The sequence below is a fragment of the Duganella sp. AC917 genome, assembly GCF_979258245.1.
In genome coordinates this window covers 4517485-4540590 of record NZ_OZ409848.1, presented here as the reverse complement: position 1 = coordinate 4540590, position 23106 = coordinate 4517485, and the positions used below count along the sequence as shown (strand labels likewise).

The following is a 23106-nucleotide window of genomic DNA, read 5'->3' as shown; positions in this document are numbered from 1 at the left end:
GATGCGCAACACCCGCGATGGATTGAGCTGGCCGCGCGCACTGGCGCTGGCCGCACGGGAACGCGACAGCTACATCGCGCGCAATCCCGAATCGGCCCGGTTGGCGGGCGAGGCGGCCCGACACCTGCTGTTCGGCGTGCCGATGCACTGGATGAACGACTGGTCGACACCTTTCGCGTTGACGGTGAGCGACGCATCCGGCGCGCGCTTCCGGGATGTCGACGGTCATGATTACGTCGATTTCTGCCTGGGCGATACCGGCGCCATGTTCGGCCATGCGCCGCCGCCTGTGGCGCAAGCCATCGAGCGCCAGGCCACGCGCGGCTATACGGCCATGCTGCCCTCGGCCGACGCGGCGCCGGTGGCGGCCGAACTGGCGCGGCGATTCGGTTTGCCATACTGGCAGTTCGCGCTATCGGCCTCGGACGCGAACCGCTTCGTGCTGCGCTGGCTGCGCGCGGCGACGGGGCGCGACAAGGTATTGGTCTTCAATGGCTGCTATCACGGCACGGTGGACGACGTGTTTGTCGATCTGGTCGACGGCATGCCGACCCAGCGTGACAGCCTTCTGGGGCAGGTCCACGCGCTGACGGATCACACGGTGGTGGTCGAGTTCAATGATTTGCAGGCGCTGGAATCGGCGCTGGCAAATGGCGATGTCGCCTGCGTGCTGGCGGAGCCGGTGATGACGAATATCGGCATGGTGTTGCCGGAACCCGGGTATTGGGAAGCGGCGCAGCAGATCATCCAGCGCCACGGCGCGCTGCTGGTGATCGACGAGACGCACACCATCAGCAGCGGCCCCGGAGGCTACGCGCAAGCGCATGGCATGCGGCCGGACGCACTGGTGGTCGGCAAACCCGTTTGCGGCGGAATCCCCTGCGCGGTGTATGGCTTTACCGAGGCGCTGGCGCGCCGGGTGGAGCAGGCCAAACGCGCCGCGCCGCCCGGCCACTCCGGCATTGGCACCACGCTGAGCGCCAACATGTTCGCAATGGCCGCGATGCGCGCCAATCTGGAACTGGTGATGACCGACTCGGCGTATCAGCACATGTTCGCGCTGGCCGGAACGCTGGCGCAAGGGCTGCGCGACGTCATCGCCCGCCACCGGCTGCCTTGGTGCGTGACGCAAGTCGGCGCACGCACCGAATTCCAGTTCGCCGCCACGGCGCCGCGCAATGGCGCCGAGGCGCAAAAGGCTCTCGACGGCGAGCTCGAACAGATCATCCATTTGTACCTGCTCAATCGCGGGCTGTTGATCACGCCCTTCCACAATATGCTGCTGGTTTGCCCCGACACCACTGAGGCCGACGTCTTGGGATTGCTGTCCGCTTTTGACGCTTGCCTGATTGAGTTGATTTGACCATCGGACGAAAACCGGGCCAATTGATGGTCCGCTATGTGCCCTGGCGAACCGAAGGAATCGCCCCTCAGGTCTACTCTCGTGAGAGCGCGGGGCCTGCATTCGACATGCCCGCGCACTTTGACAGTGCGAGGATAATATGAAAATTGGCATGATAGGTCTCGGGCGCATGGGCGCCAACATGGTCTGGCGGCTCGCCAGGGACGGTCACCAGTGCGTCGCCTATGCGCGGCACGCGGAGACGGTGAAGTCGGTACTGCGGGAGGGCGTCACCGGCGCCTCCTCGCTGGAGGACTTGGTGTCGCAACTGGAGACGCCGCGCGTCGTTTGGCTGATGGTGCCGGCGGCGTCGGTGGACGCCACGCTCGACACCCTCAAACCGCTGCTGCAGGCGGGCGACATCGTCATCGATGGCGGCAACTCGCATTACCACGACGATATTCGTCGTGGCGCGCAGCTCCAGGAGCTCGGGCTGCATTACGTGGACGTCGGCACCAGTGGCGGCACCCACGGCCTGGAACGTGGCTACTGCCTGATGATCGGCGGCGAGAAAGAGACTGTCGCCCATCTCAAGCCGCTGTTCGTGTCGCTGTCGCCGGGTCATGCGGCGGCCGCGCCAACGCCGGGGCGCGACAAGCCAGATAGTAGCGCCGAACAGGGCTACCTGCATTGTGGGCCGAATGGCGCGGGCCACTTCGTCAAGATGGTCCACAACGGCATTGAGTACGGCATCATGGGCGCCTACGCCGAGGGCCTCAATATCCTCCGCAATGCCAACATCGGTAAACTCGAACACGAGGTCGACGCCGAAACCACGCCCTTGCGCAATCCCGAGCATTACCAATACGACCTCGATCTGGGCGAGATCACGGAAGTCTGGCGACGCGGCAGCGTGATCAGCTCCTGGCTGCTCGACCTGACCGCCGATGCGCTGCTCAAGGATCCGCACCTGGACCAATTCGCCGGCCGCGTCTCCGATTCCGGTGAAGGCCGGTGGACCATCAACGCCGCCATCGACGAAGGCGTGCCGGTGCCGATCCTGAGTTCGGCGCTGTTCGAGCGTTTCAGTTCGCGCGGCAACGCCGAATTCTCCGGCAAGGTGCTATCGGCGATGCGGGCCGGTTTTGGCGGCCATGCCGAGAAGCCGGCCAAGTCATGATGGACGATATCGTTTTCTTCATCGACTGCGACAACACGCTGATGGACAACGACGCGGTCCAGCAAGACCTGCGCGACCACCTTGAGCGTGAGTTTGGCGCCCGCACGCGCGACCGTTACTGGGAAATCTTCGAGGAGCTGCGCGAGCAGCTGGGCTACGTCGACTATCTGGGCGCGCTGCAGCGCTTGCGGGTCGAGTCGATCGACGACCCGCGCTTCCTGCGCCTGGGAGGCTGGATGATGAACTACGGTTTCGCCGACCGCCTGTATCCCCTGGCGCTGCAGGTCATCAAACACCTGGGCCAGTGGGGCAAGGTGGTGGTGTTGTCGGATGGCGACGCCGTCTACCAACCGCGTAAGGTCGAGCATTCCGGCTTGAGGGACGCGGTCGACGGCCGGGTGCTGATCTACATCCACAAGGAGGAGATGCTGGCGGAGGTCGAGCGGGCATACCCCGCGCGCCATTATGTGATGGTCGATGATAAGGTGAGAATACTGGCGGCGATGAAGGCCGGTTGGGGCGATCGCTTGACCACGGTCTTTCCGCGGCAGGGACATTACGCTTTCGCGCCCGATGTGGCCAGCTTCACCACCCCCGACCTGACCGTCGATCGCATCGGCGATCTCTTGCAGCATCAGTTGCCGGCCTTCGCCGGCCGTGAAAAGGAGAGCACACTATGAACCCTGCACTGCGTCTGTATGAGCTCGGGCAAAGCCTGTGGCTGGACAATATCACGCGCGGATTGCTCACCAGCGGCACGCTGGAGAAGTATATCCATGAGTACGACCTGAAAGGCCTGACCTCGAACCCGAGTATTTTCGAGGCTGCCATTCACGGCGCCGATTTTTACGACAAGGCGATCGCCGACCGCAGCGCCGCCGGCGGGGCGGGCGAAGCGCTATTCCTTGAGCTAGCGCTGGAAGACCTGCGCGCCGCCGCCGATCTGTTCCTGCCGATGTATAAGGAATCGCAGGGCCACGATGGCTGGGTGTCGATGGAGGTTTCGCCGCTGCTGGTGCACGATGCCGAGGGCACGTTGCGCGAGGCCCGTACGCTTCACGAACGCCTGGACCGCCCCAACGCGTTCATCAAGATCCCCGGCACGCCGGAGGGCGTGAAGGCGATCGAGGAGGCCATCTTTGCCGGCATTCCGGTCAATGTCACGCTGCTGTTCTCGCGCGAGCAGTATCTGGCGGCGGCGGAGGCGTATATTCGCGGCATCGAGCGCCGGCTTGAAAAGGGGCTCGATCCGAAAGTGGCGTCGGTGGCGTCGGTGTTTGTCAGTCGCTGGGATTCGGCGGTCAAGGACAAGGGGCCGGAGGGCTCGAACAACACGCTGGGCATCGCGATGGCGCGCCGCACCTATGTGGCGTACCGGGAGTTGCTGGCGTCGCATCGCTGGAAGCTGTTGGCCGAGCGCGGCGCATTGGCCCAGCGGCTGCTGTGGGCCAGCACCGGCACCAAGGATCCGGAGGCGTCGGATGTGCTGTATGTGACGTCGCTGGCAGCGCCCAATACGATCAACACCGTGCCGGAGAAGACCCTGCTGGCGTTTGCCGACCATGGCATTGTCAACGGCAGCATGCCGCCGGAAGGTGGCGACGCGGAGAAGGTGATCGCCAGCTTCGCCGATGCCGGCATCGATGGCGACGAGCTGGCGCAGCGCTTGCAGCGCGAAGGCGCGGAGGCGTTCAGCAAGTCGTGGGCGCAGTTGCTCGATGTGATCGCGCAGAAGGGCGGCCAGTAGGGAGGATTAGCGCATAGCGCGTAATCCACCAAGCGCCGTCGCCGGCTCGTCGATGGCGGATTACGGCGTTTCGCCTACTCCGCCCTACTGGTTTGTGTGATCAGCGCATTCGACGAGCGGACCCGCTAGCCCAGCACCTGTCGCGCCATCAGCAGCACATTCTCCACCCCGAAGCCATACTCGCGCAGCAGCCGGTCACCCGGCGCCGATGCCCCGTAGCCTTCGACCGACAATACCTTGCCGCGCTGCCCGACGTATCGCTCCCACCCCTGCGAGACGCCCGCTTCGATCGCCAGCCGGGCGTCCAGTGCCGGCGGCAGCACCTCGTCGCGATAAGCCTGCGGCTGGTCCTCGAACAACTCCCAGCTCGGCATCGACACCACGCGCGCACGCACGCCATCCTCGAGCAAGCGTTCCTGCGCCCGCAGCGCCAGATCCACCTCCGAACCGGTGGCGATCAGCACCAGTTGCGGTGTGCCGCCGGCCGCTTCGCTCAGCACATATGCGCCGCGCCGCAAACCTTCGGCCGCCGCATAACGCTCGCGGTCCAGCGTCGGCACATGCTGGCGCGTGAGCACCAGCGCCACCGGCCGCGTGGTCGATTCCACCGCCGCCTTCCATGCCACCGCCGTCTCGTTGGCGTCGGCCGGACGTATCACCACCAGCCCCGGTATCGCCCGCAGGCTGGCCAGATGCTCGACCGGCTGGTGCGTGGCGCCGTCTTCGCCCAGGGCGATGCTGTCGTGCGTGAACACGTACACCACCTGTAATCCCATCATCGCCGACAGCCGTATCGCCGGCCGCATATAGTCCGAGAATACGAAGAAGGTGGCGTTGAACGGCAGCGCGCCGCCGTGCGCGGCCATGCCGTTGCTGATGGCCGCCATCGCGTGTTCGCGCACGCCGAAGTGCAGGTTGCGTCCGCGCCGGCTCCAGCCGCCGCCGTTAGAGCCCTGGCGGTCGCCGGTGCTGTCGTCCATGCCGTCAGGCTGGAAGTCGCCAAAGCCCGTCAATGCGGTGAAAGTCGACGGATCGAGGTCGGCCGAGCCACCGATCAGCGCCGGCAGCCGCGCCGCGATGGCGTTGGCCACCTTGCCGGCGGCGGTGCGCGTCGCCAGACCCTTGGCGTCCGCCGGGAATACCGGAATGTCGGCGTCCCAGCCGGCCGGCAGTTCGCCGGCGCCTGCGCCGCCTTGCATCAGCTGTTTGAGCTCGCGCGCCTCGTCGGGAAAGGCTTGTTCGTAGGCGGCCAGCCGGTCCATCCATTCCGCCTGGTGGTGCGCGCCATGCGCGCCGCCGTTGGCGAAGGGACGGGCCGCGCCGTCGGGGATCAGGAACGCCGGCTGCTCCGGCCAGCCCAGCGCGCGCTTGGTCAGCGCCACCTCGTCGGCGCCCAGGGGCGAGCCGTGGGCGTCGATCTTGTCCTGTTTGTTGGGCGAGCCGAAGCCCAGATGGCTGCGTACCAAAATCAGCGACGGCTTGTGCACCTCGGCGCGCGCGGTGGCCAGCGCCTGCTCGATCGCTTCGATGTTGTTGGCGTCTTCCACCGTCTGGATATGCCAGCCGTAGGCGGCGAAGCGCGCGGCGCGGTCTTCGCTGAAGGTCATGTCGCTGCCGGCCGACAGCGTGACCTGGTTGTCGTCGTACAGGTAGATCAACTTGCCCAGTTTGAGGTGGCCGGCCAGCGAGGCAGCCTCCGACGCCACGCCCTCCATCAGGTCACCGTCGCTGACGATGCCGTAGGTATGGTGGTCGATGACGTTGTGGCCCTCGCGATTGTAACGGGCGGCCAGGCTGGCTTCCGCGATGGCCATGCCGACGCCGTTGGCAAATCCCTGGCCCAGCGGACCGGTGGTGATCTCGACACCGGACGTGTGGCCGCGCTCCGGATGCCCCGGCGTGCGGCTGCCCCACTGGCGGAACTGGCGCAGGTCGTCCAGCGACAGATCGTAGCCGCTCAGGTGCAGCAGCCCGTAGAGCAGCGCCGAGCCGTGGCCGGCCGACAGCACGAAGCGGTCGCGGTCGAACCAGTGCGGATCGGCGGGATGGTGTTTCAGGAAGCGCGTCCACAGCACGTAGGCCATGGGGGCGGCGCCGAGCGGCAGGCCGGGATGGCCGCTGTTGGCCTGTTGGACCATGTCGACGGCAAGGAAGCGCAGCGTGTTGACGCTGAGCTGGTCGGTGGTGTTCATGCATGACTCCTCGTAATGCCTGGCAAATGCGAAGGAGGCCGACGCCGGGATGGGGCGGCCGCCTCAGTCAGACTAGCTCAGCCAGGCCTGCGACTCTGTGCGCCATGCCACCCAGCCGCTTGCCAAAAGCGCCAAACACGTAAGAAGAAAAAACAATTATTAAAAACGAATATAAACTTTGCAATATCGAAATGACACGATTATAGTCGCCATGTCGCACCGCAAAAAAACCAGTTGAAGTCTTCGCAAATTAACTTTTGATTAGGAGCACTATCTTGGGTAAATTGTTTTCCGCCAAATCCGTCCTCGCTTCCGCCGTTCTCCTGCTGGCCGCCAGCGCCGCCAATGCCGCGATCACCGCCTACACCAGCCAGTCGTCGTACCTGGGTGCGGTTGGCACTACCGGCGTCGATACCTTCGACGATCTGGTGGTCGATGCTTACGACGGGCCGCTGACGCGCACCGCCGGCGCTTACGAATACACCGTCGGCGCCGCACCGACCTCGCCGGTCCTCTACGGCGCCTCGGACGACGGTTCGGACATCTGGCTCAGCGCCAACAATCGCTTCGATCTGCTCACCTTTTCCCCAAGTACGCCGGTGGCGGGCGTGGGCGGCTTCTTCTTCGGGTCCGACCTGTTCGGCTTCTCCACCCAGGCCAGCTACCTGACGCTGTCGGCCACCGACAGCACCGGCGCCACCTTGACGTACACCCTTGACGCGCCGCAGCTTAACTCGTTCGTCGGCTTCGTCTCGACGGGCAACCTGGTCTCGTTCAGCGTGACGGCGGGCGACCAGCCGGGCGTGTGGGCGACCGTGAACGATCTGCACCTGTCGGGAGCCGCCGCCGTGACGACGCCGGTACCGGAGCCGGAAACTTACGGCATGATGCTGGCAGGGCTGGGCGTGCTCGGTTTTATCGCCCGTCGTAAGCGCAACCAGGCGTAATCGGCAAAAAACCATCGGCGGCGCGCGCGGGCCGCCGATGCCTTATCAGAAGCAGTGCTCCAGCGCCGGGAAGCTGCCGCCTTTGACCGCCGCGACATACGCGCCGATGGCGGCGTCGATGCTGGTCTGGCCTTCCATGAAGTTCTTCACGAAGCGCGCTTTGCGGCCCGGGAAGACGCCCAGCAAATCATGCATCACCAGCACCTGGCCGGAGCAGTCCGGCCCCGCGCCGATGCCGATCGTCGGTATCGCCAGCAGGTCGGTGACCTCCTTGCCCAGCGCCGACGGAATCGCCTCGAGCACCAGCACCGAGGCGCCGGCCGCTTGCAGTTTCAACGCGTCGGCCTTGAGCAGGTCCGCGCTGTCGGTGGTCTTGCCCTGTACCTTGTAGCCACCCAGCTGGTGCACCGATTGCGGCGTCAGGCCCAGGTGCGCGCAGACGGGAATCGCACGCTCGGTCAGGAAGCGCACGGTGTCGGCCAGCCACGCGCCGCCTTCCAGCTTGACCATGTGCGCGCCCGCCTGCAGCAGTTGCACCGAGTTGGCATACGCCGTCTCCGGCGTGCCGTAGGCGCCGAACGGCAGGTCGGCGACGATCAGCGCCGACTTGCTGCCGCGCGCGACCGAGGCGGTGTGGTACGCCACTTCGGCCACGGTGACGGGCAACGTCGATTGGTGGCCGTTGCAGACCATGCCGAGCGAGTCGCCGATCAGCAGCATCTCGACGCCGCAGCGGTCCATCAACGAGGCGAAGCTGGCGTCGTAGCACGTCAGCATGGTGATTTTTTCGCCGGCCGCACGCAGCGCGGCAAGCGTGTGGACGGTGACAGCCTTGGTGGCGGCCGCTTTGGCCGGTGCAGGTGCGTTGGTGGCGGCGGGCTTTTGGCTCGCGGCCAGTTCGTTTCCTTGCAAATAACCAGACATGGTGGTTCCTTTAGAGATGTAGTCGGACCGCGATAGTGTAGTCCTGAATGCTATCGCGTGCTGAAGGTCAGGTGGCCGGGCCGATGCCCTGGCCGGCGACGCCTGCGGCATAGTCGCTCGCGGCGCCGCGTCCCGGAATATGGATCGCCGGCGCCAGTTCCAGCAGCGGCACCAGCACAAAGGCGCGTTCGGTCATGCGCGGGTGCGGCACCGTCAGGGTTGGACTGGCGATGATGGCGTCGCCGTACAGCAGCAGGTCGAGGTCCAAGGTGCGCGGGGCGTTGCGGTAAGGGCGTTCGCGCCCGTGCGCCTGCTCGATGTCGTGCAGCGCCCGCAGCAGCGCCTCGGCGTCCAGGGTGGTGGCGACGCGGGCGACGGCGTTGATGTAGTCGTCGCCGCTGGAGTCGACCGGCGCGGTGCGGTACAGGCTTGACGCTGCCATCAGGGTGCAGCCGGGCAGGCATTGCAGGCGTTCGAGGGCGTCGGCGACGTTGGCGCGCGCGTCGCCAAGGTTGGCGCCGATGCCGATGTAGGCGATGGTGAAGGCGAAGCCGCCTTCATCCTTCTTGCCGATGATGCTCATGGCTGATTGAACGGCTTATTCGCCGCTGCCGCCGGCGCCGCCGGAGCCGCCTTCGGCCCCCTGCGCCGGGCCTTTGCTGCGGCCACCGCGACGTGGCGCGCGTTTGCGTTTGCTCGCCGCGCCGCCGGAGCCCGACGACGACGACTGGCCGGCAGTCGCGATCAAATCCTCGCGGGTGGCTTCGTCGCCTTCATAGAACGCGGTCCACCATTCGCCCAGTTCGGCGTCGATCTCGCCGGAGGCGCAGCGCAGCAGCAGGAAGTCGTAGCCGGCGCGGAAGCGCAGGTGCTCGAGCAGCTTGTAAGGCGACTTGCCGGTGCGGCGCTCGAAGCGCGGCTGCATCGACCAGATGTCGCGCATGTCGGTGCCGATCTTGCGCTGCAAGGCCAGCTTCTCGGTCTGCGAATCGAGCACGTCGTCGGCCGCCAGGTGCAGCGCCGGAATGGTCTGCTCGCCGGCCGCGCGGTAGGCGGTCCATTTTTCCAGCACCTGGTGCCACAGCAGGGACGCGAACAGGAAGCCCGGCGACACCGTCTTGCCGGCGGCGATGCGGGCATCGGTCGAGTCCAGCGCCAGGGTGACGAACTTGAAGCCGAGCGGCTGCTCGAGCACCACGTCGAGCAGCGGCAGCAGGCCGTGATGCAGGCCTTCCTTGCGCAGCTGCTGCAGGCAGGCCAGCGCGTGGCCGCTCATGAGCAGCTTGAGCATCTCGTCGAACACGCGCGCCGGCGGCACATTGTCGATCAGCGACGCCATCACGGGAATCGGCGCGGCGGTGACCGGCTCGATGGTGAATTTGAGCTTGGCGGCAAAGCGCACCACGCGCAGCATGCGCACCGGGTCTTCGCGGTAGCGCGCTTCCGGCTGGCCGATGATGCGCAGCGTCTTGGCGCGGATATCCTCGATGCCGCCGTGGTAATCCAGCACCTGCTGGTTGGCCGGGTTGTAGTACATCGCGTTGATGGTGAAGTCGCGCCGCACCGCGTCCTCCGCCTGCGAGCCGAAGGTGTTGTCGCGCAGGACGCGGCCATGGTCGTCCTTGGGCGCGTTGTCCAGCGTCGTGCCGCGGAAGGTGGTCACCTCCAGCAGGTCCTGGCCGAACATCACGTGCACGATCTGGAAGCGCTTGCCGATGATGAAGGCGCGGCGGAACAGCTTGCGCACCTGCTCCGGCGTGGCGTTGGTGGCGATGTCGAAGTCTTTCGGCTTCACGCCGAGCAGCAGGTCGCGCACCGCGCCGCCGACGACGAAGGCCTCGAAGCCGGCTTCCTGCAGGGTGCTGGTGACGCGTACCGCGTTCGACGACAGCAGTTTCGGATCGATGCCGTGGGCGTCCGGGCCGAGTATCACCGGCGTGTTGGTATCGCGGGCCTTGGCGGTTTTGTCTTTGGTGCCGAGGATTTTTCGGATCAGTTTCTTAATCATTGAATAGTTCAATTAAAGCCCAGCCTTGAGCGGTGGCGTGCGTTTTCAGGGTGGCGTTCGGGTTGGTGGCGATCGGGTGCGAGACGATCGACATCAGCGGCAGGTCGTTGTGCGAGTCGCTGTAGAAGTAGACGGTGTCGAAATCCTCCAGCGTCTTGCCCATCTTTTCCAGCCAGGCCTTGGTGTGGACGATCTTGCCGGCGCCCTGGGTCGGCGTGCCCGCCAGGCGGCCGGTGACATTGCCCTCGGCGTCGTATTCCGGCATGGCCGCGATCAGGTGCTCCACGCCCAGCGCCTTGGCGATCGGCGCGGTGACGAAGTGGTTGGTGGCCGTGACGATGGCCACCAGGTCGCCGGCGTCCTGGTGTTTTTTCAGCAGCGCCAGCGCGGCCGGACGGATCGCCGGCACGATCACCTCGTTCATGAACTGCGCCTGCATGCCGGCCAGCCGCACGGGCGGGAAGCCGGCCAGCGTGCCGAGCGCGAACTCCAGGTATTCGGCCGGATCGATCGTACCGGCCTGGTACTGGGCGTAGAAATCGTCGTTGCGGCGCTTGAAGGTGGCCGCGTCCACGGCGCCGATGCGTACTAAAAACTCGCCCCACTCGTGGTCGGAGTCGATCGGCAGCAGCGTGTGGTCCAGGTCAAATAGTGCAAGCTTCATGCGGGATTCGTCATTCTTTCGCTTCCGCCTGCAACCACTCGCGCAACAGCGGCAGGGTGATCGGGCGTTGGGTTTCAAGGGAATACTGGTCCAGCGAGTCGAGCATCGTCGATAACGATCGCATGTCGCGCTGAAAATGGGACAGCAGGTAGGGTATCACGCCGGGCGACAGCGTCAAACCACGGGCGGCGGCGGCGGCGCCCAGCGCGGCCACCTTTTCGTCGTCGGTCAGGCCGTGGATCTGGTAGATCAGCCCCCAGCCCATGCGGGTGCGCAGGTCCTCGCGCACCGGCAGCACGGCCGGGGCGACCGCGCCGCTGCAGACCATGAAGGCGTTGTTGGCGCGGATTTCGTTAAAAAGCGCGAAGGCGTCGATCTGCGCCACCGGCGACAGCTTTTCGCAATCGTCGAGCAGGTACAGGTCCACCTCGGGCGAGTACTGGAATTCGGATTCGATCGAAAACGGCGAGATGTAGCGTGCGCGCCGCTGCTCGTCCTCGCCGCCGGCGCTGGCCAGGGCTTTAAGCAGATGGGTCTTGCCCACGCCGCCCAGGCCCCACAGGTAGGCGAAGTGCTCGCGCGAGCTGCGATCGGCGAATTGCGCCATCAGCGCCGCCGCCTCGGCGTTCTGTCCGACCTCGAACGATGCGAGGCTGTGCGCCTGGTCCGCGCCTAAATCGAGCACCAGCTGTTTCATGGCGTTCGCCTTGGATTGATCGTTTGCATAACGCTTTTCTTGACGCTTTTTTTAGATACGTCACGCATTATAGAGGGGCGCCGCAGGTCGTGGTGCCGAAATGCCAAGGGAAAGGGTCGCCCGTGCCGCCAGCCAGAATGCCGTGTGCTTGTGCTCTAGCGCGAGGGGAAATGGCATGGAATGTGATTTAGATGGTTAAAAACGGCAGGTGGACGAGGCATTTTGATAAAATAGCGGATTGACCGGGTTCGCGCAGGCTTATTTGCGTGGATTTGTGCAGAAAAGCGCTGAAAACGTGCGATTTTGTTACGAAACGGTCTCCGCCTTCTATTTTACCGCCTCCGCTGCGAAATACACCATGAGCCAAACTTCAAATGTTTCCCTGTCCTACCGTGACGCAGGCGTCGATATCGACGCTGGCGACGCTTTAGTCGAAGCAATCAAGCCTTTCGCCAAGCGCACAATGCGCGAGGGCGTCATGGGCGGCCTGGGCGGTTTCGGCGCCATGTTCGAGATCAGCAAGAAGTACAAGGAGCCGGTGCTGGTGTCCGGCACCGACGGCGTCGGCACCAAGCTCAAGCTGGCGTTCGAGCTCAACCGTCATGACACGGTCGGCATCGACCTGGTCGCCATGAGCGTCAACGACATCCTGGTGCAGGGCGCCGAGCCGCTGTTCTTCCTCGACTATTTCGCTTGCGGCAAGCTTGACGTGGCCATTGCCACCGACGTCATCAAGGGCATCGCCCAGGGTTGCGAGCAGGCCGGTTGCGCGCTGATCGGCGGCGAAACGGCTGAAATGCCAAGCATGTACCCGGCCGGCGAGTACGACCTGGCCGGTTTCGCGGTCGGCGCGGTGGAAAAATCGAAGATCATCGACGGCACCAAGATCGCCCCCGGCGACGTCATCCTGGGCCTGGCCTCGTCGGGCGTGCACTCGAACGGTTACTCGCTGGTGCGCAAGATCATCGAAGTGGCCAAGCCGGACCTGGAAGGCGACTTCCACGGACGCAAGCTGGCGGACGTGCTGATGCAGCCGACCCGCATCTATGTCAAGCCGCTGCTGGCGCTGATGGCCTCGATGGAAGTCAAAGGCATGGTGCACATCACCGGCGGCGGGCTGGTCGAGAACATCCCGCGCGTGTTGCAGCCTGGCCTGGTGGCCGAGCTGGACTCCAAATCGTGGACCCTGCCACCGCTGTTCACGTGGCTGCAACAGCACGGCGGCGTGGCCGACGCCGAGATGCACCGCGTGTTCAACTGCGGCATCGGCATGACGGTCATCGTCTCGCAGGAAAACGCCGCCGCCGCCATCGAGCAGCTGGAAGAGGCCGGCGAGATCGTCTACACCATCGGCAAGATCCGCGCCCGCGTCGGCGACGAGCATCAGACCATCGTCGTGTAAGCCAAAGGGTTACATGCGGGAACAAAGCGGACCACGCCAACGCGTCGTCCGCTTTTTTTATGGAGTGTCAGGGTAAATAAGTTTCCCATGCCGGCCAGCGTAACGGTACAAGTCATCGCCGCTTCGCGCCGCCAGGACGATGCAAGTCCTCCAGATCCGAGGTCCAGAAACGCTGCAATCCTTTGTGTAGAATTTCGCTCGGCTGAAAACTCATGATAGTACCCGGAGTGCGGTTGAGGGGATATTGGTTTGCTCCTAACATGGAACGACGACTTGATCGACTTGATCGACGTTGGAGACTACTGTGATCACTATGCACCCCGGAGAATATCTCGCACTGTCCTACGTCGAACCTTACAAGATAAGCCCGGCGGAGCTAGCAAACTGTCTGGGCTTGCCCTTGGCGGACGTTGAGCAACTTTTGGCGCAAGAAATGGACTTGACTGCGGCGACGGCGGTGCGGCTGGAGCTGGCCCTGGATCGATCCGCCGCATCGTGGATGACAATGCAGGCCGACTATAACTTAATGCAGGCAAGGAGAACGATCGATCCAACTTCGGTTCGACCGCTTGTATTACCGGCGCGGGTGGACGCGGCGTAGGCCCTCGATGTCCAGCACAACAGTCCGTGTGTGGAAAGGCGGACCTGACCCCGCAGTCGCGTTGGTTAGGGTGCCGCTTCGCACGCGCCTTTGACGAGGAACGCTTGCGTGATCCTGGTGATCGACGCCTTGAGCTCGGCGCCGCCGCCGTCGTACATGTCGTTGTGTTTGGCGCCGGCCAGCTTGACGATGCAGGTGCCGTATTGCTTTTGCTCTTGCGCGTCCGGCAGCACGCCGGGGTCGGCTTGCGTGTCACTGGCGCGGATCGATAGCACTTTGACCGCCGCCGTGCGCGGCAGCGCGCCGCGCCGGTTGTCCAGCGTGACCACGCGGGTGATCGTCGGGTCGCCTTCGCTGGCGCGCTCGGCCGAGATGTCGCCGCCCAGCGAGTGGCCGATCAGGGTCACGTGCCGCCAGTCGTAGCCGGGATGCGACTTGCTCAAACTGTCCTGCACGAAGCGGAGGGTGGCGACGCCACGGCGCCGCATCGTCTTCAACTGCGGGACGACGTCCTCATTTCTGTCGAGCTTGGCGTCGGTCGGCAACTGATGGTCGATGCTGACCACCAGCCAGCCTGCCTTGTTCAGGGCGTCGACCAGGAAGTGATATTCCTTGTAGCCGTTGCCGTAGCCGGCACTGAGCAGGGCGACCGGGCACGGCGCCCTGGTGCACGGCGCGGCCGGCAGCGACAGTTCGATCGGAATCTCGCGCTGCCGCGCCTGGTCATGCAAGGTCAGGTCGAGCGTGGCGGCCGAGGCGGCGGAGACGGTTGATGCGGCCGAAGTTCCGATGGCAAGCGCCACCGTCAATGCGGAACTTATTGCGAGATGGCGATGACAGACCATTGGACGTCCTTGATCGGCGTGCGCGTGGCGCGGTCACGCCGGTAGCTGTGAAAGGCGAAGCCGGTCTCGCCGGGATGGCACATCGTGCATTCCGGCGCGGCGGTGAAAGTGGCGAAGCCGGCGCGCGCCAGTTGCCAGCCGGCGATGCCGGCCAGGTTCAGCTTGCCCGCCTCCGACGCGATGACGCGCGCCGGCATGGCGTAACGCTCGCCGAATTGCGCGATCAGCTCGGGCGAGACCTGGTAGCAGCAGTCGCCCGCCGCCGGTCCTGTCGCGGCCAGCCAGTTGCCGGCGTGGTCGCCGCGCGCGGTCAGCAGCTCGGCAAAGCGCGCGATGATGCCGGCGTAGGCGCCGCGCCAGCCGACGTGCAGCGCGGCCACCGCCTTGCCGTCCTTGCGCGCCAGCAGCACGGGCACGCAGTCGGCGGTGGCGATGGCCAGTAGCAGGCCCTGACGCTCGGTGAACATGCCGTCGGCCTCGCCGCAGTCCTGGCGCTCGCTATCGACGATGGCGATGTCGGTGCCGTGCCGTTCATGCTGGACCGGACGCTGCGCCCAATAGTGCGGGAAGTGTTGCGCCATGTCGTCGTGCCGTGCGCCGAAGCCGTGCACGACCGACTCCACCGACGTTAAAACCGTGCTTCTGGTGACCATTGATGCCTGTATCTCATAATAGCTAGCGTTTAAGAATTTTCTCCACCGGCGCCGGACGCAGGCGGAACGCGTCCGGCATGCCGGAGCCGAGCAGCGGCCGTAAATACATGCGGAAGGCGTCGGTCACATCGGTGCCGCTGGCGCTGATGAACGCGTCCTCCATGACGCGCGTCTTGCCGGCCACCGCTTGCAGCGCCTGCAGTTCGTAGTCGACCGAGTAAAAACCGGTGCGCTTGATGGCGACCGAGCCGTCGCGCCCGCCCCACATGGCGAACTGCACCGCCTTTTCGGCGACCTCGCGCGCTTCGCGCTGGTCGACGTCGGACACGCAGCCGATGAACGAGCGCTGCAGATAGCCGAAGGTGTCGCCGCGCACGCGCTTGATGCCCAGCTTGGCTTTGATTTCGTCGCACAGCAGGTCGGCCAGCGCGCCGGTGCCCGACAGTTGCACGTTGCCGTGCGCGTCGCGTTCGACTTCCTTGGCCAGCAGGCTGGCGATGGCTTCGCCGGAGGCGTCGTGGATGCCTTCCGAGACGGCGATCACGCAGCGGCCGTAACGTTCGTACACGGCTTTGACATCGAGCAAGAACTGGTCGAGCGAGAACACGCGCTCGGGCAGATAAATCAGGTGCGGGCCATCGTCGGGAAATTTCTTGCCCAGCGCCGAGGCGGCCGTGAGGAAGCCGGCGTGCCGGCCCATGACGACGCCGACGTAGACGCCCGGCAGCGCGGCGTTGTCCAGGTTGGCGCCGGCGAAGGCCTGGGCGACAAAGCGCGCGGCCGACGGAAAGCCGGGCGTGTGATCGTTGCCGACCAAATCGTTGTCGATGGTCTTGGGGATGTGCAGGCAGCGCAGCGGATAACCCGCCTGCTGCGCCTGCTCGCTGACGATGCGCACCGTGTCGGACGAGTCGTTGCCGCCGATGTAGTAGAACTGTTCGATCTCATGCGCGCGCAAGACCTTGAAGATTTCTTCGCAGTAGGCCAGGTCCGGCTTGTCGCGGGTCGAGCCGAGCGCCGACGACGGCGTGGCCGCCACCAGTTCCAGGTTGTTGCTGGTCTCGCGCGTGAGATCGACAAAGTCTTCGTTGATGATGCCGCGCACGCCGTGCATGGCGCCGTAGACGCGGGTGACGTCGCGGAAGCGGCGCGCCTCCAGCACCACGCCGGCCAGCGACTGGTTGATGACGGCGGTCGGACCGCCGCCCTGGGCGACCAGAATTTTGCCTGAAGACATGTTCCGCTCCTTATCGTTGATAAGACTGAGCCGTGACTATAGCGCGAATTTTTTACTTTCCGCCTATGTTTTTATCGAGAAACTTTTCCACGCGTCCCCAGAAGTCGATGCGGTTTTTCGGCAGCGCCCAGCCGTGGCCTTCTTCCTCGTACTCGATCCATTCGACGTTGGGGTTGGTCGCCTTGACGGCCTGGTAGAACTTGGTGCCGTGCGGCAGCGGCACGCGCCGGTCGGCGCCGCCGTAAGCCAGCAACAGCGGTTGCTTGATGCGCGAGGCCTGCTGCAGCGGCGAGGTGGCTTTCAGTTGCTCGGCGTCGTTGACCTGGTCGCCGATCAACTCCGGCATGCCGTATTGTTTCCAGCCGTCCGGCAGGTCGGACGTGAAGTTCCAGTGGCCGTCGTACAGCAGGTTGATGTCGGTCACGCCGACCCAGTTGACGCCGCATTGGTACAGGTCCGGGTCGTTGATCAGTCCCATCAACGTCGCATAGCCGCCATAGCTGGCGCCGGCGATGCAGATGCGCTTGGGGTCGGCAGTGCCCTGGGCGATGGCCCAGCGGGTGCCGTCAGCGATATCGTCCTGCATCTTCAGGCCCCATTGCTTCCAGCCGGCGCGGAAGTGCCTGGCGCCGAAGCCGGTGCTGCCGCGAAATTCCGGTTCCAGCACCGCGTAACCGCGCGAAGCCAGGAACTGGCTGTTGGCGTTCCAGCCCCAGCTGCCGCCGCGCACGTAGGGACCGCCGTGCACCAGCACCACCATCGGCAGGTTCTTGCCGCCGCCCTTGGGCAAGGTCAGCCAGGCCGGAATCTCGAGGCCATCGCGCGCCTTGTAGCGCACCAGCGTTTGCTGCGCCATGCGCGCGGGCTCGATTAGCGGGTGGCTGCTGCCGAGCATGCTGAGTTTTTTGGTGTCGCTGTTGTACAGCATGGTGCGCGCCGGGAACATGTCGGAATAGCTGGTCACCATCACCCAGGGCGACTCCGGCCGCGTCGGCAGTGACAGCAGGTTGACGGTGTTGGGTAACATCTGGTCGACCTTGGCCTGCATCGCCTTCATGTCGTCGTCGAGCCAGGTGGTGTCGCGGGCGTCGGTCAGGCGGCGCACGCCGAGCAGCTTGCCTTTGCCGAAGAGCAGGCTGCCGTTGAAGTCGTAGTCTTCCAATCGCACCACCGGCTGGTCCGACAGTTTATTGGTGGCGAAGTCGAAGGTGTACACGGCCGACTTGTCCTGGCCGGCCTGGGTGACGACGTACAAGGTGCCGTCCGGCCCGAAGGCCAGCGGGGTGAAGGCGTCCTTGTCGCCGGTGTAGGTGTCGAAGCTGATCAGCTTGCGCCATTGCTGGTTGTTGGCCGGGTCGCGGTAGTGGAGGGTGCTGACCCGTCCTTCCACCGTGCGCGTCAGGCGCGGCTCGCCATTGTTGTCGAGCAGCCAGCTCATGCTGTTGCCGGGACGATCAAACGACGTGTAGCGGCCGGTCGTCGTGTTGAGCCGCTGCAGATCGACATAATCGACTTGGCCGCGTTTGGTGGTGGCGCGGTAGGTGACGTAGATATCGTCGGAATTCTGGCCGTTCTTCTGGCCCAGCAATTAGGTATTCCATGGCAGCAGTTCGCGGCTGCGCACGCCCGTACCGCCGCTACTGACGAAAGGCTTGCCGCTGCGGCTGACCAGTTGCATCAACTTGCCGCCGTCGCGGTTGATCGCGAACAGTCCCGGCGCATAGCGCACATCGCCCTGGCCGACGCTGCGGTCGGTGGCGGTGAACACCAGACGCTCGTCGTTGACCCATTGAAACGAACCGATGTCGGCGTCGCTGAAGGCGCCCACCACCTTCACGCTGGAGTCGCTCAGCGTGATCACGCCCAGGCGATCGCGGCTCTCCTTGCCGGCCACCCGCACGGCCAGATATTTTCCGCTGGGCGAGAACAGGGCGCCGCTGAATTGCGGATTGTCGAAGAAGGCGGCAATCGGCGGCGGCGCTTGCGGGGCCGCCGCGTCGGCGGCGTGGGCCTGGAAAGCGAATGCGGCGGCAGCCGCCATCAAGGTGGCGCGGACGAACAGCTGATGAAATCGCATTGGGCGGATGGCGGAAATTGTGGAGTGCTGAACAATACCACTACGTTGTCAAATCCGCCATATTTCTCATTATTGCTGTTGTTGACGGCCTACGGCGCCGCACCCTGGCCGATATTCTTGTCCAGGAATTTCTCCACGCGGCCCCAGAAGTCGATGCGGTTCTTCGGCAGCGCCCAGCCGTGGCCTTCCTCTTCGTACTCGATCCATTCGACGTTGGGATTGCCCTGCTTCACAGCTTTGTAGAACCGGGTGCCGTGCGGCAGCGGCACCCGCACGTCGGCGCCACCGTAGGCCAGTAGCAGCGGTTGCTTGATGCGCGCCGCTTGCAGCAGCGGCGAGGTGGCCTTCAACTGCTCGGCGTCCTTGACCTGGTCGCCGACCAGCGCCGGCATGCCGTATTGCTTCCAGGCGTCCTGCATGTCGGAGCTGAAGTTCCATTGACCGTCGTACAGCAGGTTGATGTCGGTGACGCCGGCCCAGTCGATGCCGCATTTGTACAGGTCGGGGTCGTTGACCAGGCCCATCAAGGTGGCGTAGCCGCCGTAGCTGGCGCCGGCGATGCAGATGCGCTTGGCGTCGACGGTGCCCTGGGCGATGGCCCAGCGCGCACCGTCGGCGATGTCGTCCTGCATCTTCAGGCCCCATTGCTTCCAGCCGGCGCGGAACAGCTGTTTGCCATAGCCGGTGCTGCCGCGATATTCCGGTTCCAGCACCGCGTAGCCGCGCGAGGCCAGGAACTGGGCATCCGCGTCCCAGCCCCAGCTGCCGCCGCGCACGTACGGGCCGCCATGCACCAGCACCACCAGCGGCAGGTTTTTGGTCGGGCCGCGCGGCATGGTCAGCCACGCCGGAATCATGAGGCCGTCGCGCGCCTTGTAGTGCACCAGCGATTGCTGCGCCATCCGCGTCGGATCGATTTGCGGAAAGCGGCCGCCGATCAGGGTCAGCTGTTTGGTGTCGCTGTTATAGAGCATGGTGCGCGACGGGAACAGGTCCGAGTACGATTCCACCAGCACCCACGGCGACTCCGGTTTCGTCGGCAAGGTCAGCAGGTTGATGGTGTTGGGCAGCATTTCGTCGATCTTGGCCTGCATCGCTTTCATGCCGTCGTCGAGCCAGGTCGTGTCCCAGGCGTCGGTCAGGCGCCGCACGCCGATCAGCTTGGTTTTGTTGAAGATGAGCTTGCCGCTGAAATCGTATCCGTCGAGCACGATCAGCGGTTTGTCCGCGATCTTGTTGGTGGCGAAATCGAAGGTGTACACGGCCGACTTGTCGTGGCCGGCGTTGCTGATCACATATAGCGTGCCGTCCGGCCCGAAGGTCAGCGGCGTGAAGGCGCCCTTGCCGCCGGTGAAGGTGCTGAAGCTGACCAGCTTGTGCCAGTCAGGGTCCTTGGCTGGGTCGCGGTGGTAGATCGTGCTGACGCCATTCTCGATGGTGGTGGTCAGGCGCGGCTCGCCGTTCAGGTCCAACAACCAGGACATGCTGTCGCCCGGCCGTTTGAACGAGGTGTAGCGGCCGGTGAGCGTGTTGAGTCGCTGTAGTTCGACATAATCGATTTGCCGGGTCTGTTGTATGGCGGGCTTGACCACGTAGACGAATTCCGAATCCTGGGTATTTTGCTGACCCAGCAAATACGTGTTCCACGGCAGCAGCTCGCGGCTGCGGATGGCGGTGGCGCCGCCGGCCGTGATGAACGGCTTGCCGGCGCGGCTCGCCAGTTGCACGAACTTGCCGCCGTCGCGGTCGACCGCGTACAGTCCGGGTGCGTAGCGGGCGTCGCCCAGGCCGACGGTCCGGTCGGTGGCCGTGAACACCAGCCGTTCGTCGTTGACCCAGTCGAAACTGCCGATGTCGGCGTCGCTGAAGTTGCCCACGCCTTTGACGCTGTTGTCGCTCAGCGTGATCACGGCCAAGGCGTCGCGGTGGTCCTTTTTGCCAAGGCGCACGGCCAGATACTTGCCGCTGGGTGACAGCAGCGCGCCGCTGAATTCGGGATTGCTGAAGAAGTCGGCGATCGGCGGGCGCGCGGCGGTCGCTGCGGCGGGCGTGTCGGCACCGGCGGCCATTGCCATCGTGGATACGCTCAGCACGGCGAGCGCGAGAAATTGCTTGAGTCTCATAGGGCGGCATGAAAGTAGAATAACGCGGCAAGCGTATCATCCACTTATCAAATCCGCAACATGTCAGGGATGCCTGAAATGTAACGTTACATGTCGGTCTTCTCGGCCGCGCGGATGTAATCGACCAGCGCGTCGGTGTCGCGCCCCGGCGCCGGCGTCATCAGGCTGACGGCCACCATCGTCAGCAGGCCCGCCGGCACGCCGAAGATGCCGGCCGAGATGGGCGCGATGTGGAACCACTGGCCGGCCGCGCTGCCGCCGAGGATGGGATTGGTGTGCAACATGTAGTAGAGGCAGACGGAGAAGCCGGCGATCATGCCCGCCACCGCGCCTTGATAATTGGCGCGCTTCCAGAACACGCCCAGCGCCAGCGCCGGGAACATCGCCGAGCCAGCCAGCGAGAACGCCGCGCCCACCAGCGAGATGATGTCGCCCGGCTTGGTCGAGGCGGCGTAGGCGGCGATGAAGGCCACCCCCAGCAGCAACAATTTGGAGATCGTCACGCGCTTTTGGGTGGAGGCGGTGCGGTCGACGATCTTGTAATAGATGTCGTGCGACAGCGCGTTGGAAATTGCCAGCAGCAGGCCGTCGGCGGTGGACAACGCCGCCGCCAAGCCTCCGGCCGCGACCAGGCCGGAGACCACGTACGGCAGGCCGGCGATCTCCGGCGTGGCCAGCACCAGCACGTCGGCGTCGATGGAGATTTCGGCCAGCTGCACCACGCCGTCGTGGTTGATATCGCTGATGCTAAATAGCGGATTGATCTTGTCCACATTGCTCCAGTACGACACCCAGTTGGGCAGGTGGGCGAAGTCGGTTCCGACCAGCGCGCTATAGATGTCGTACTTGACCAGCACCGCCAGCGCCGGGATGGTCAGGTAGATCAGCAGTATGAAGAATAGCGCCCAGAACACCGACACGCGCGTGTCGTGCACCGACGGCGTGGTGTACGAGCGCATCAGGATGTGCGGCAGGGCTGCCGTGCCCAGCATCAGGCAGAACACCAGCGCCAGAAAGTTGTTGCGCTTGATGTCGGACGTGACCGCGTCGCCGGGGTAGGGCGTCGCGTGCGGGGTGATCGGTTCGGCGCGGGCCAGGTTCTGGGTGCGCGCGTCCGACCACATGCGGGCGGCCTCGTCGGCGTCCTTCGGATAGGCGATCAGTGCGCGCTCGGCGTTGCGTATCTCCAGCAGCGAGGCGTTGCGCAGCTTGACGTCGTCGAGCTTGCGCTGCATTTGCAGCCGTCCCGCTTCCCACGACGACGGCAGCGTGTTGAGGCGCAACTGGTAATCGTCGGCGCGCTGGCGGAAGATGGCGCGCACCTCGGCCTCTTTCGGATCTTCCTGCAGCACCGCTTCGCGCGCGCTCAGATGGGGCAGTAGCTTGCCGTAGGCCACCTGCGGGATGGGGTTGTCGCTGTGCTTGGCCGACAGCCAGATGGCCGGCATCAGGAACGCGATCAGGATGATGATGTATTGCGCCACCTGGGTCCAGGTGATGGCGCGCATGCCGCCCAGGAAGGAGCACACCAGAATGCTGGCCAGGCCGAGGAAAATGCCAACGGAGAAATCGACGCCGGTGAAGCGCGAGGCGATCAGTCCCACCGCGTAGATCTGCGCCACCACATAGGTGAACGAGACGATGATGGTGGCGATCACGGCAAGGATGCGCACCGCGCGGCCGCCCCGGTTGTCGTCGCTGGCGCCGCCATAGCGCATGGCCAGGAAGTCGGGGATGGTGTACTGGCTGAATTTGCGCAGGTAGGGCGCGATCAGCAGCGCCACCAGGCAATAGCCGCCGGTCCAACCCATGATGTAGGCCAGGCCGTCGAAGCCGTGCAGATACAAACCGCCGGACAGGCTGATGAAGCTGGCGGCCGAGATCCAGTCGGCGGCGGTGGCCATGCCGTTGAACATGGCCGGCACGCGGCGTCCGGCGACATAATATTCCAGCACGTTGGAGGTTCGGCTGAGCACGCCTAGCGTGGCGTACAGCACGATGGTGGCGAACATGAACAGGTAGCCGATCCACACGCGCGGCATGCCTTCCTGTTCCAGCACCGACAGCGAAATCAGGAAGCCGATGAAGCCGAGCGTGAACAGCAGGTAGTAACGGCTCAGCCGCCGGAAAAAGGTGCCGGACTCTTTCACGGGCGTGGCTCCTTTGTCGACGACGAGTTAGTCGACGGCTTGGCAGATGCGTTGCCCGCCGCGGCCGCCAGATCGAGGCGGCGCATGCGCCAGGCGTAGAACGCCAGGATGGCCAGGTACACCAGCGAGGCGCCCTGCGCGGCCAGATAGAACGACAGCGGCCAGCCGAACACGCTCAGCCCGGTCAGCTCGCGCGCGAAGAAGGCGACGCAAAAGCCGGTCATCAGCCACAGCAGCAGCAACCAGCCGGTCATCGCGCGGGTCTTGCGCCAGTGCTGTTGGCGCGTCAGCGGCGCTGGCGGGGTTGCGGAGTCCAC

Annotated in this window: 21 protein-coding genes; 7 read left to right on the top strand and 14 right to left on the bottom strand. The window is 64.8% G+C overall.

What is annotated here, in order from left to right; genetic code table 11:
* Position 1 precedes the first annotated feature (1 nt).
* The 4 genes from ACZ0BA_RS19780 (at position 2) to tal (ending at position 4269) form a co-directional block, all read left to right on the top strand.
* On the top strand, positions 2 to 1363 hold the full coding sequence (locus tag ACZ0BA_RS19780) for an aspartate aminotransferase family protein (RefSeq protein WP_463452899.1): 1362 nt from the start codon (positions 2 to 4) through the stop codon (positions 1361 to 1363).
* 139 nt (positions 1364 to 1502) lie between these two features.
* Positions 1503 to 2522 carry a phosphogluconate dehydrogenase (NAD(+)-dependent, decarboxylating) gene (gene gnd / locus ACZ0BA_RS19775; RefSeq protein WP_463452898.1) on the top strand — a complete coding sequence of 340 codons (1020 nt, stop codon included), beginning with the start codon at positions 1503 to 1505 and terminating at the stop codon, positions 2520 to 2522.
* Positions 2519 to 3202, top strand: a complete 684-nt coding sequence (locus ACZ0BA_RS19770; RefSeq protein ID WP_463452897.1) for an HAD family hydrolase — start codon at positions 2519 to 2521, stop codon at positions 3200 to 3202. The genes gnd and ACZ0BA_RS19770 overlap by 4 nt, the downstream gene beginning before the upstream one ends.
* Positions 3199 to 4269, top strand: coding sequence for a transaldolase (gene tal / locus ACZ0BA_RS19765; RefSeq protein ID WP_463452896.1), 1071 nt, complete (start codon positions 3199 to 3201; stop codon positions 4267 to 4269). Before ACZ0BA_RS19770 ends, tal begins: the two co-directional genes overlap by 4 nt.
* Positions 4270 to 4394: 125 nt before the next feature.
* Here the strand turns inward: tal and tkt are convergent, their stop codons facing one another.
* Positions 4395 to 6461, bottom strand: coding sequence for a transketolase (tkt, locus tag ACZ0BA_RS19760; RefSeq protein ID WP_463452895.1), 2067 nt, complete (start codon positions 6459 to 6461; stop codon positions 4395 to 4397).
* A gap of 275 nt (positions 6462 to 6736) precedes the next feature.
* Between tkt and ACZ0BA_RS19755 the strand changes: the two genes are divergently transcribed.
* Positions 6737 to 7408 (top strand): PEP-CTERM sorting domain-containing protein, encoded by a 672-nt coding sequence (locus ACZ0BA_RS19755; protein WP_463452894.1) that lies wholly within the window; start codon positions 6737 to 6739, stop codon positions 7406 to 7408.
* Positions 7409 to 7453: 45 nt separating this feature from the next.
* Here the strand turns inward: ACZ0BA_RS19755 and panB are convergent, their stop codons facing one another.
* The 5 genes from panB to hda all read right to left on the bottom strand — a co-directional run bounded on the left by panB (position 7454) and on the right by hda (position 11701).
* Positions 7454 to 8332 (bottom strand): 3-methyl-2-oxobutanoate hydroxymethyltransferase, encoded by an 879-nt coding sequence (panB, locus tag ACZ0BA_RS19750; RefSeq protein WP_463452893.1) that lies wholly within the window; start codon positions 8330 to 8332, stop codon positions 7454 to 7456.
* Between the two features lie 67 nt (positions 8333 to 8399).
* Positions 8400 to 8915: a 2-amino-4-hydroxy-6-hydroxymethyldihydropteridine diphosphokinase gene (gene folK / locus ACZ0BA_RS19745; RefSeq protein WP_463452892.1), complete on the bottom strand. Its 516-nt coding sequence runs from the start codon at positions 8913 to 8915 to the stop codon at positions 8400 to 8402.
* 15 nt (positions 8916 to 8930) lie between these two features.
* Entirely contained in the window at positions 8931 to 10340 is a 1410-nt protein-coding gene (pcnB, locus tag ACZ0BA_RS19740) for a polynucleotide adenylyltransferase PcnB (RefSeq protein WP_463452891.1), read from the bottom strand.
* The gene (locus ACZ0BA_RS19735) at positions 10333 to 11004 is read right to left on the bottom strand and encodes a histidinol-phosphatase (protein WP_463452890.1); all 672 of its coding nucleotides are present in this window, start codon (positions 11002 to 11004) and stop codon (positions 10333 to 10335) included. The genes pcnB and ACZ0BA_RS19735 overlap by 8 nt, the downstream gene beginning before the upstream one ends.
* Positions 11005 to 11014: 10 nt before the next feature.
* Positions 11015 to 11701 (bottom strand): DnaA regulatory inactivator Hda, encoded by a 687-nt coding sequence (hda, locus tag ACZ0BA_RS19730; RefSeq protein ID WP_463452889.1) that lies wholly within the window; start codon positions 11699 to 11701, stop codon positions 11015 to 11017.
* 358 nt (positions 11702 to 12059) lie between these two features.
* Between hda and purM the strand changes: the two genes are divergently transcribed.
* Entirely contained in the window at positions 12060 to 13103 is a 1044-nt protein-coding gene (gene purM / locus ACZ0BA_RS19725) for a phosphoribosylformylglycinamidine cyclo-ligase (RefSeq protein WP_463452888.1), read from the top strand.
* Between the two features lie 313 nt (positions 13104 to 13416).
* A complete protein-coding gene (locus ACZ0BA_RS19720) occupies positions 13417 to 13704 on the top strand; it encodes a HigA family addiction module antitoxin (RefSeq protein ID WP_463454796.1) in 288 nt (95 codons plus the stop codon).
* Between the two features lie 65 nt (positions 13705 to 13769).
* On the opposite strand, the gene ACZ0BA_RS19715 is transcribed toward ACZ0BA_RS19720, so the two are convergent.
* From ACZ0BA_RS19715 to ACZ0BA_RS19680, 8 genes are all read right to left on the bottom strand, one after another.
* Positions 13770 to 14507, bottom strand: a complete 738-nt coding sequence (locus tag ACZ0BA_RS19715) for a hypothetical protein (protein WP_463452887.1) — start codon at positions 14505 to 14507, stop codon at positions 13770 to 13772.
* A gap of 14 nt (positions 14508 to 14521) precedes the next feature.
* Complete coding sequence (locus tag ACZ0BA_RS19710; RefSeq protein ID WP_463452886.1) at positions 14522 to 15202, bottom strand: purine nucleoside phosphorylase YfiH/LACC1 family protein; 681 nt, start codon at positions 15200 to 15202, stop codon at positions 14522 to 14524.
* A gap of 22 nt (positions 15203 to 15224) precedes the next feature.
* On the bottom strand, positions 15225 to 16439 hold the full coding sequence (locus ACZ0BA_RS19705; RefSeq protein ID WP_463452885.1) for a 6-phosphofructokinase: 1215 nt from the start codon (positions 16437 to 16439) through the stop codon (positions 15225 to 15227).
* Between the two features lie 52 nt (positions 16440 to 16491).
* On the bottom strand, positions 16492 to 18027 hold the full coding sequence (locus ACZ0BA_RS19700) for an alpha/beta hydrolase family protein (protein WP_463452884.1): 1536 nt from the start codon (positions 18025 to 18027) through the stop codon (positions 16492 to 16494).
* Entirely contained in the window at positions 18028 to 18516 is a 489-nt protein-coding gene (locus ACZ0BA_RS19695; protein WP_463452883.1) for a hypothetical protein, read from the bottom strand.
* Between the two features lie 89 nt (positions 18517 to 18605).
* Positions 18606 to 20639 carry an alpha/beta hydrolase family protein gene (locus ACZ0BA_RS19690; protein WP_463452882.1) on the bottom strand — a complete coding sequence of 678 codons (2034 nt, stop codon included), beginning with the start codon at positions 20637 to 20639 and terminating at the stop codon, positions 18606 to 18608.
* A gap of 86 nt (positions 20640 to 20725) precedes the next feature.
* Entirely contained in the window at positions 20726 to 22789 is a 2064-nt protein-coding gene (locus tag ACZ0BA_RS19685) for a sodium:solute symporter family protein (RefSeq protein ID WP_463452881.1), read from the bottom strand.
* Positions 22786 to 23106: a DUF4212 domain-containing protein gene (locus ACZ0BA_RS19680; RefSeq protein ID WP_463452880.1), complete on the bottom strand. Its 321-nt coding sequence runs from the start codon at positions 23104 to 23106 to the stop codon at positions 22786 to 22788. Before ACZ0BA_RS19680 ends, ACZ0BA_RS19685 begins: the two co-directional genes overlap by 4 nt.

Bases quoted from the DNA above. Each gene is read 5' to 3' on its own strand.
- ACZ0BA_RS19770 (WP_463452897.1), top strand. From the start codon at position 2,519: ATGATGGACGATATCGTTTTCTTCATCGACTGCGACAACACGCTGATG.
- ACZ0BA_RS19710 (WP_463452886.1), bottom strand. From the start codon at position 15,202: ATGGTCACCAGAAGCACGGTTTTAACGTCGGTGGAGTCGGTCGTGCAC.
- ACZ0BA_RS19780 (WP_463452899.1), top strand. From the start codon at position 2: ATGCGCAACACCCGCGATGGATTGAGCTGGCCGCGCGCACTGGCGCTG.
- ACZ0BA_RS19690 (WP_463452882.1), bottom strand. From the start codon at position 20,639: ATGAGACTCAAGCAATTTCTCGCGCTCGCCGTGCTGAGCGTATCCACG.
- tal (WP_463452896.1), top strand. From the start codon at position 3,199: ATGAACCCTGCACTGCGTCTGTATGAGCTCGGGCAAAGCCTGTGGCTG.
- purM (WP_463452888.1), top strand. From the start codon at position 12,060: ATGAGCCAAACTTCAAATGTTTCCCTGTCCTACCGTGACGCAGGCGTC.
- folK (WP_463452892.1), bottom strand. From the start codon at position 8,915: ATGAGCATCATCGGCAAGAAGGATGAAGGCGGCTTCGCCTTCACCATC.
- ACZ0BA_RS19705 (WP_463452885.1), bottom strand. From the start codon at position 16,439: ATGTCTTCAGGCAAAATTCTGGTCGCCCAGGGCGGCGGTCCGACCGCC.
- ACZ0BA_RS19695 (WP_463452883.1), bottom strand. From the start codon at position 18,516: ATGCGATTTCATCAGCTGTTCGTCCGCGCCACCTTGATGGCGGCTGCC.
- ACZ0BA_RS19720 (WP_463454796.1), top strand. From the start codon at position 13,417: ATGCACCCCGGAGAATATCTCGCACTGTCCTACGTCGAACCTTACAAG.
- pcnB (WP_463452891.1), bottom strand. From the start codon at position 10,340: ATGATTAAGAAACTGATCCGAAAAATCCTCGGCACCAAAGACAAAACC.
- ACZ0BA_RS19735 (WP_463452890.1), bottom strand. From the start codon at position 11,004: ATGAAGCTTGCACTATTTGACCTGGACCACACGCTGCTGCCGATCGAC.
- hda (WP_463452889.1), bottom strand. From the start codon at position 11,701: ATGAAACAGCTGGTGCTCGATTTAGGCGCGGACCAGGCGCACAGCCTC.
- panB (WP_463452893.1), bottom strand. From the start codon at position 8,332: ATGTCTGGTTATTTGCAAGGAAACGAACTGGCCGCGAGCCAAAAGCCC.
- gnd (WP_463452898.1), top strand. From the start codon at position 1,503: ATGAAAATTGGCATGATAGGTCTCGGGCGCATGGGCGCCAACATGGTC.
- tkt (WP_463452895.1), bottom strand. From the start codon at position 6,461: ATGAACACCACCGACCAGCTCAGCGTCAACACGCTGCGCTTCCTTGCC.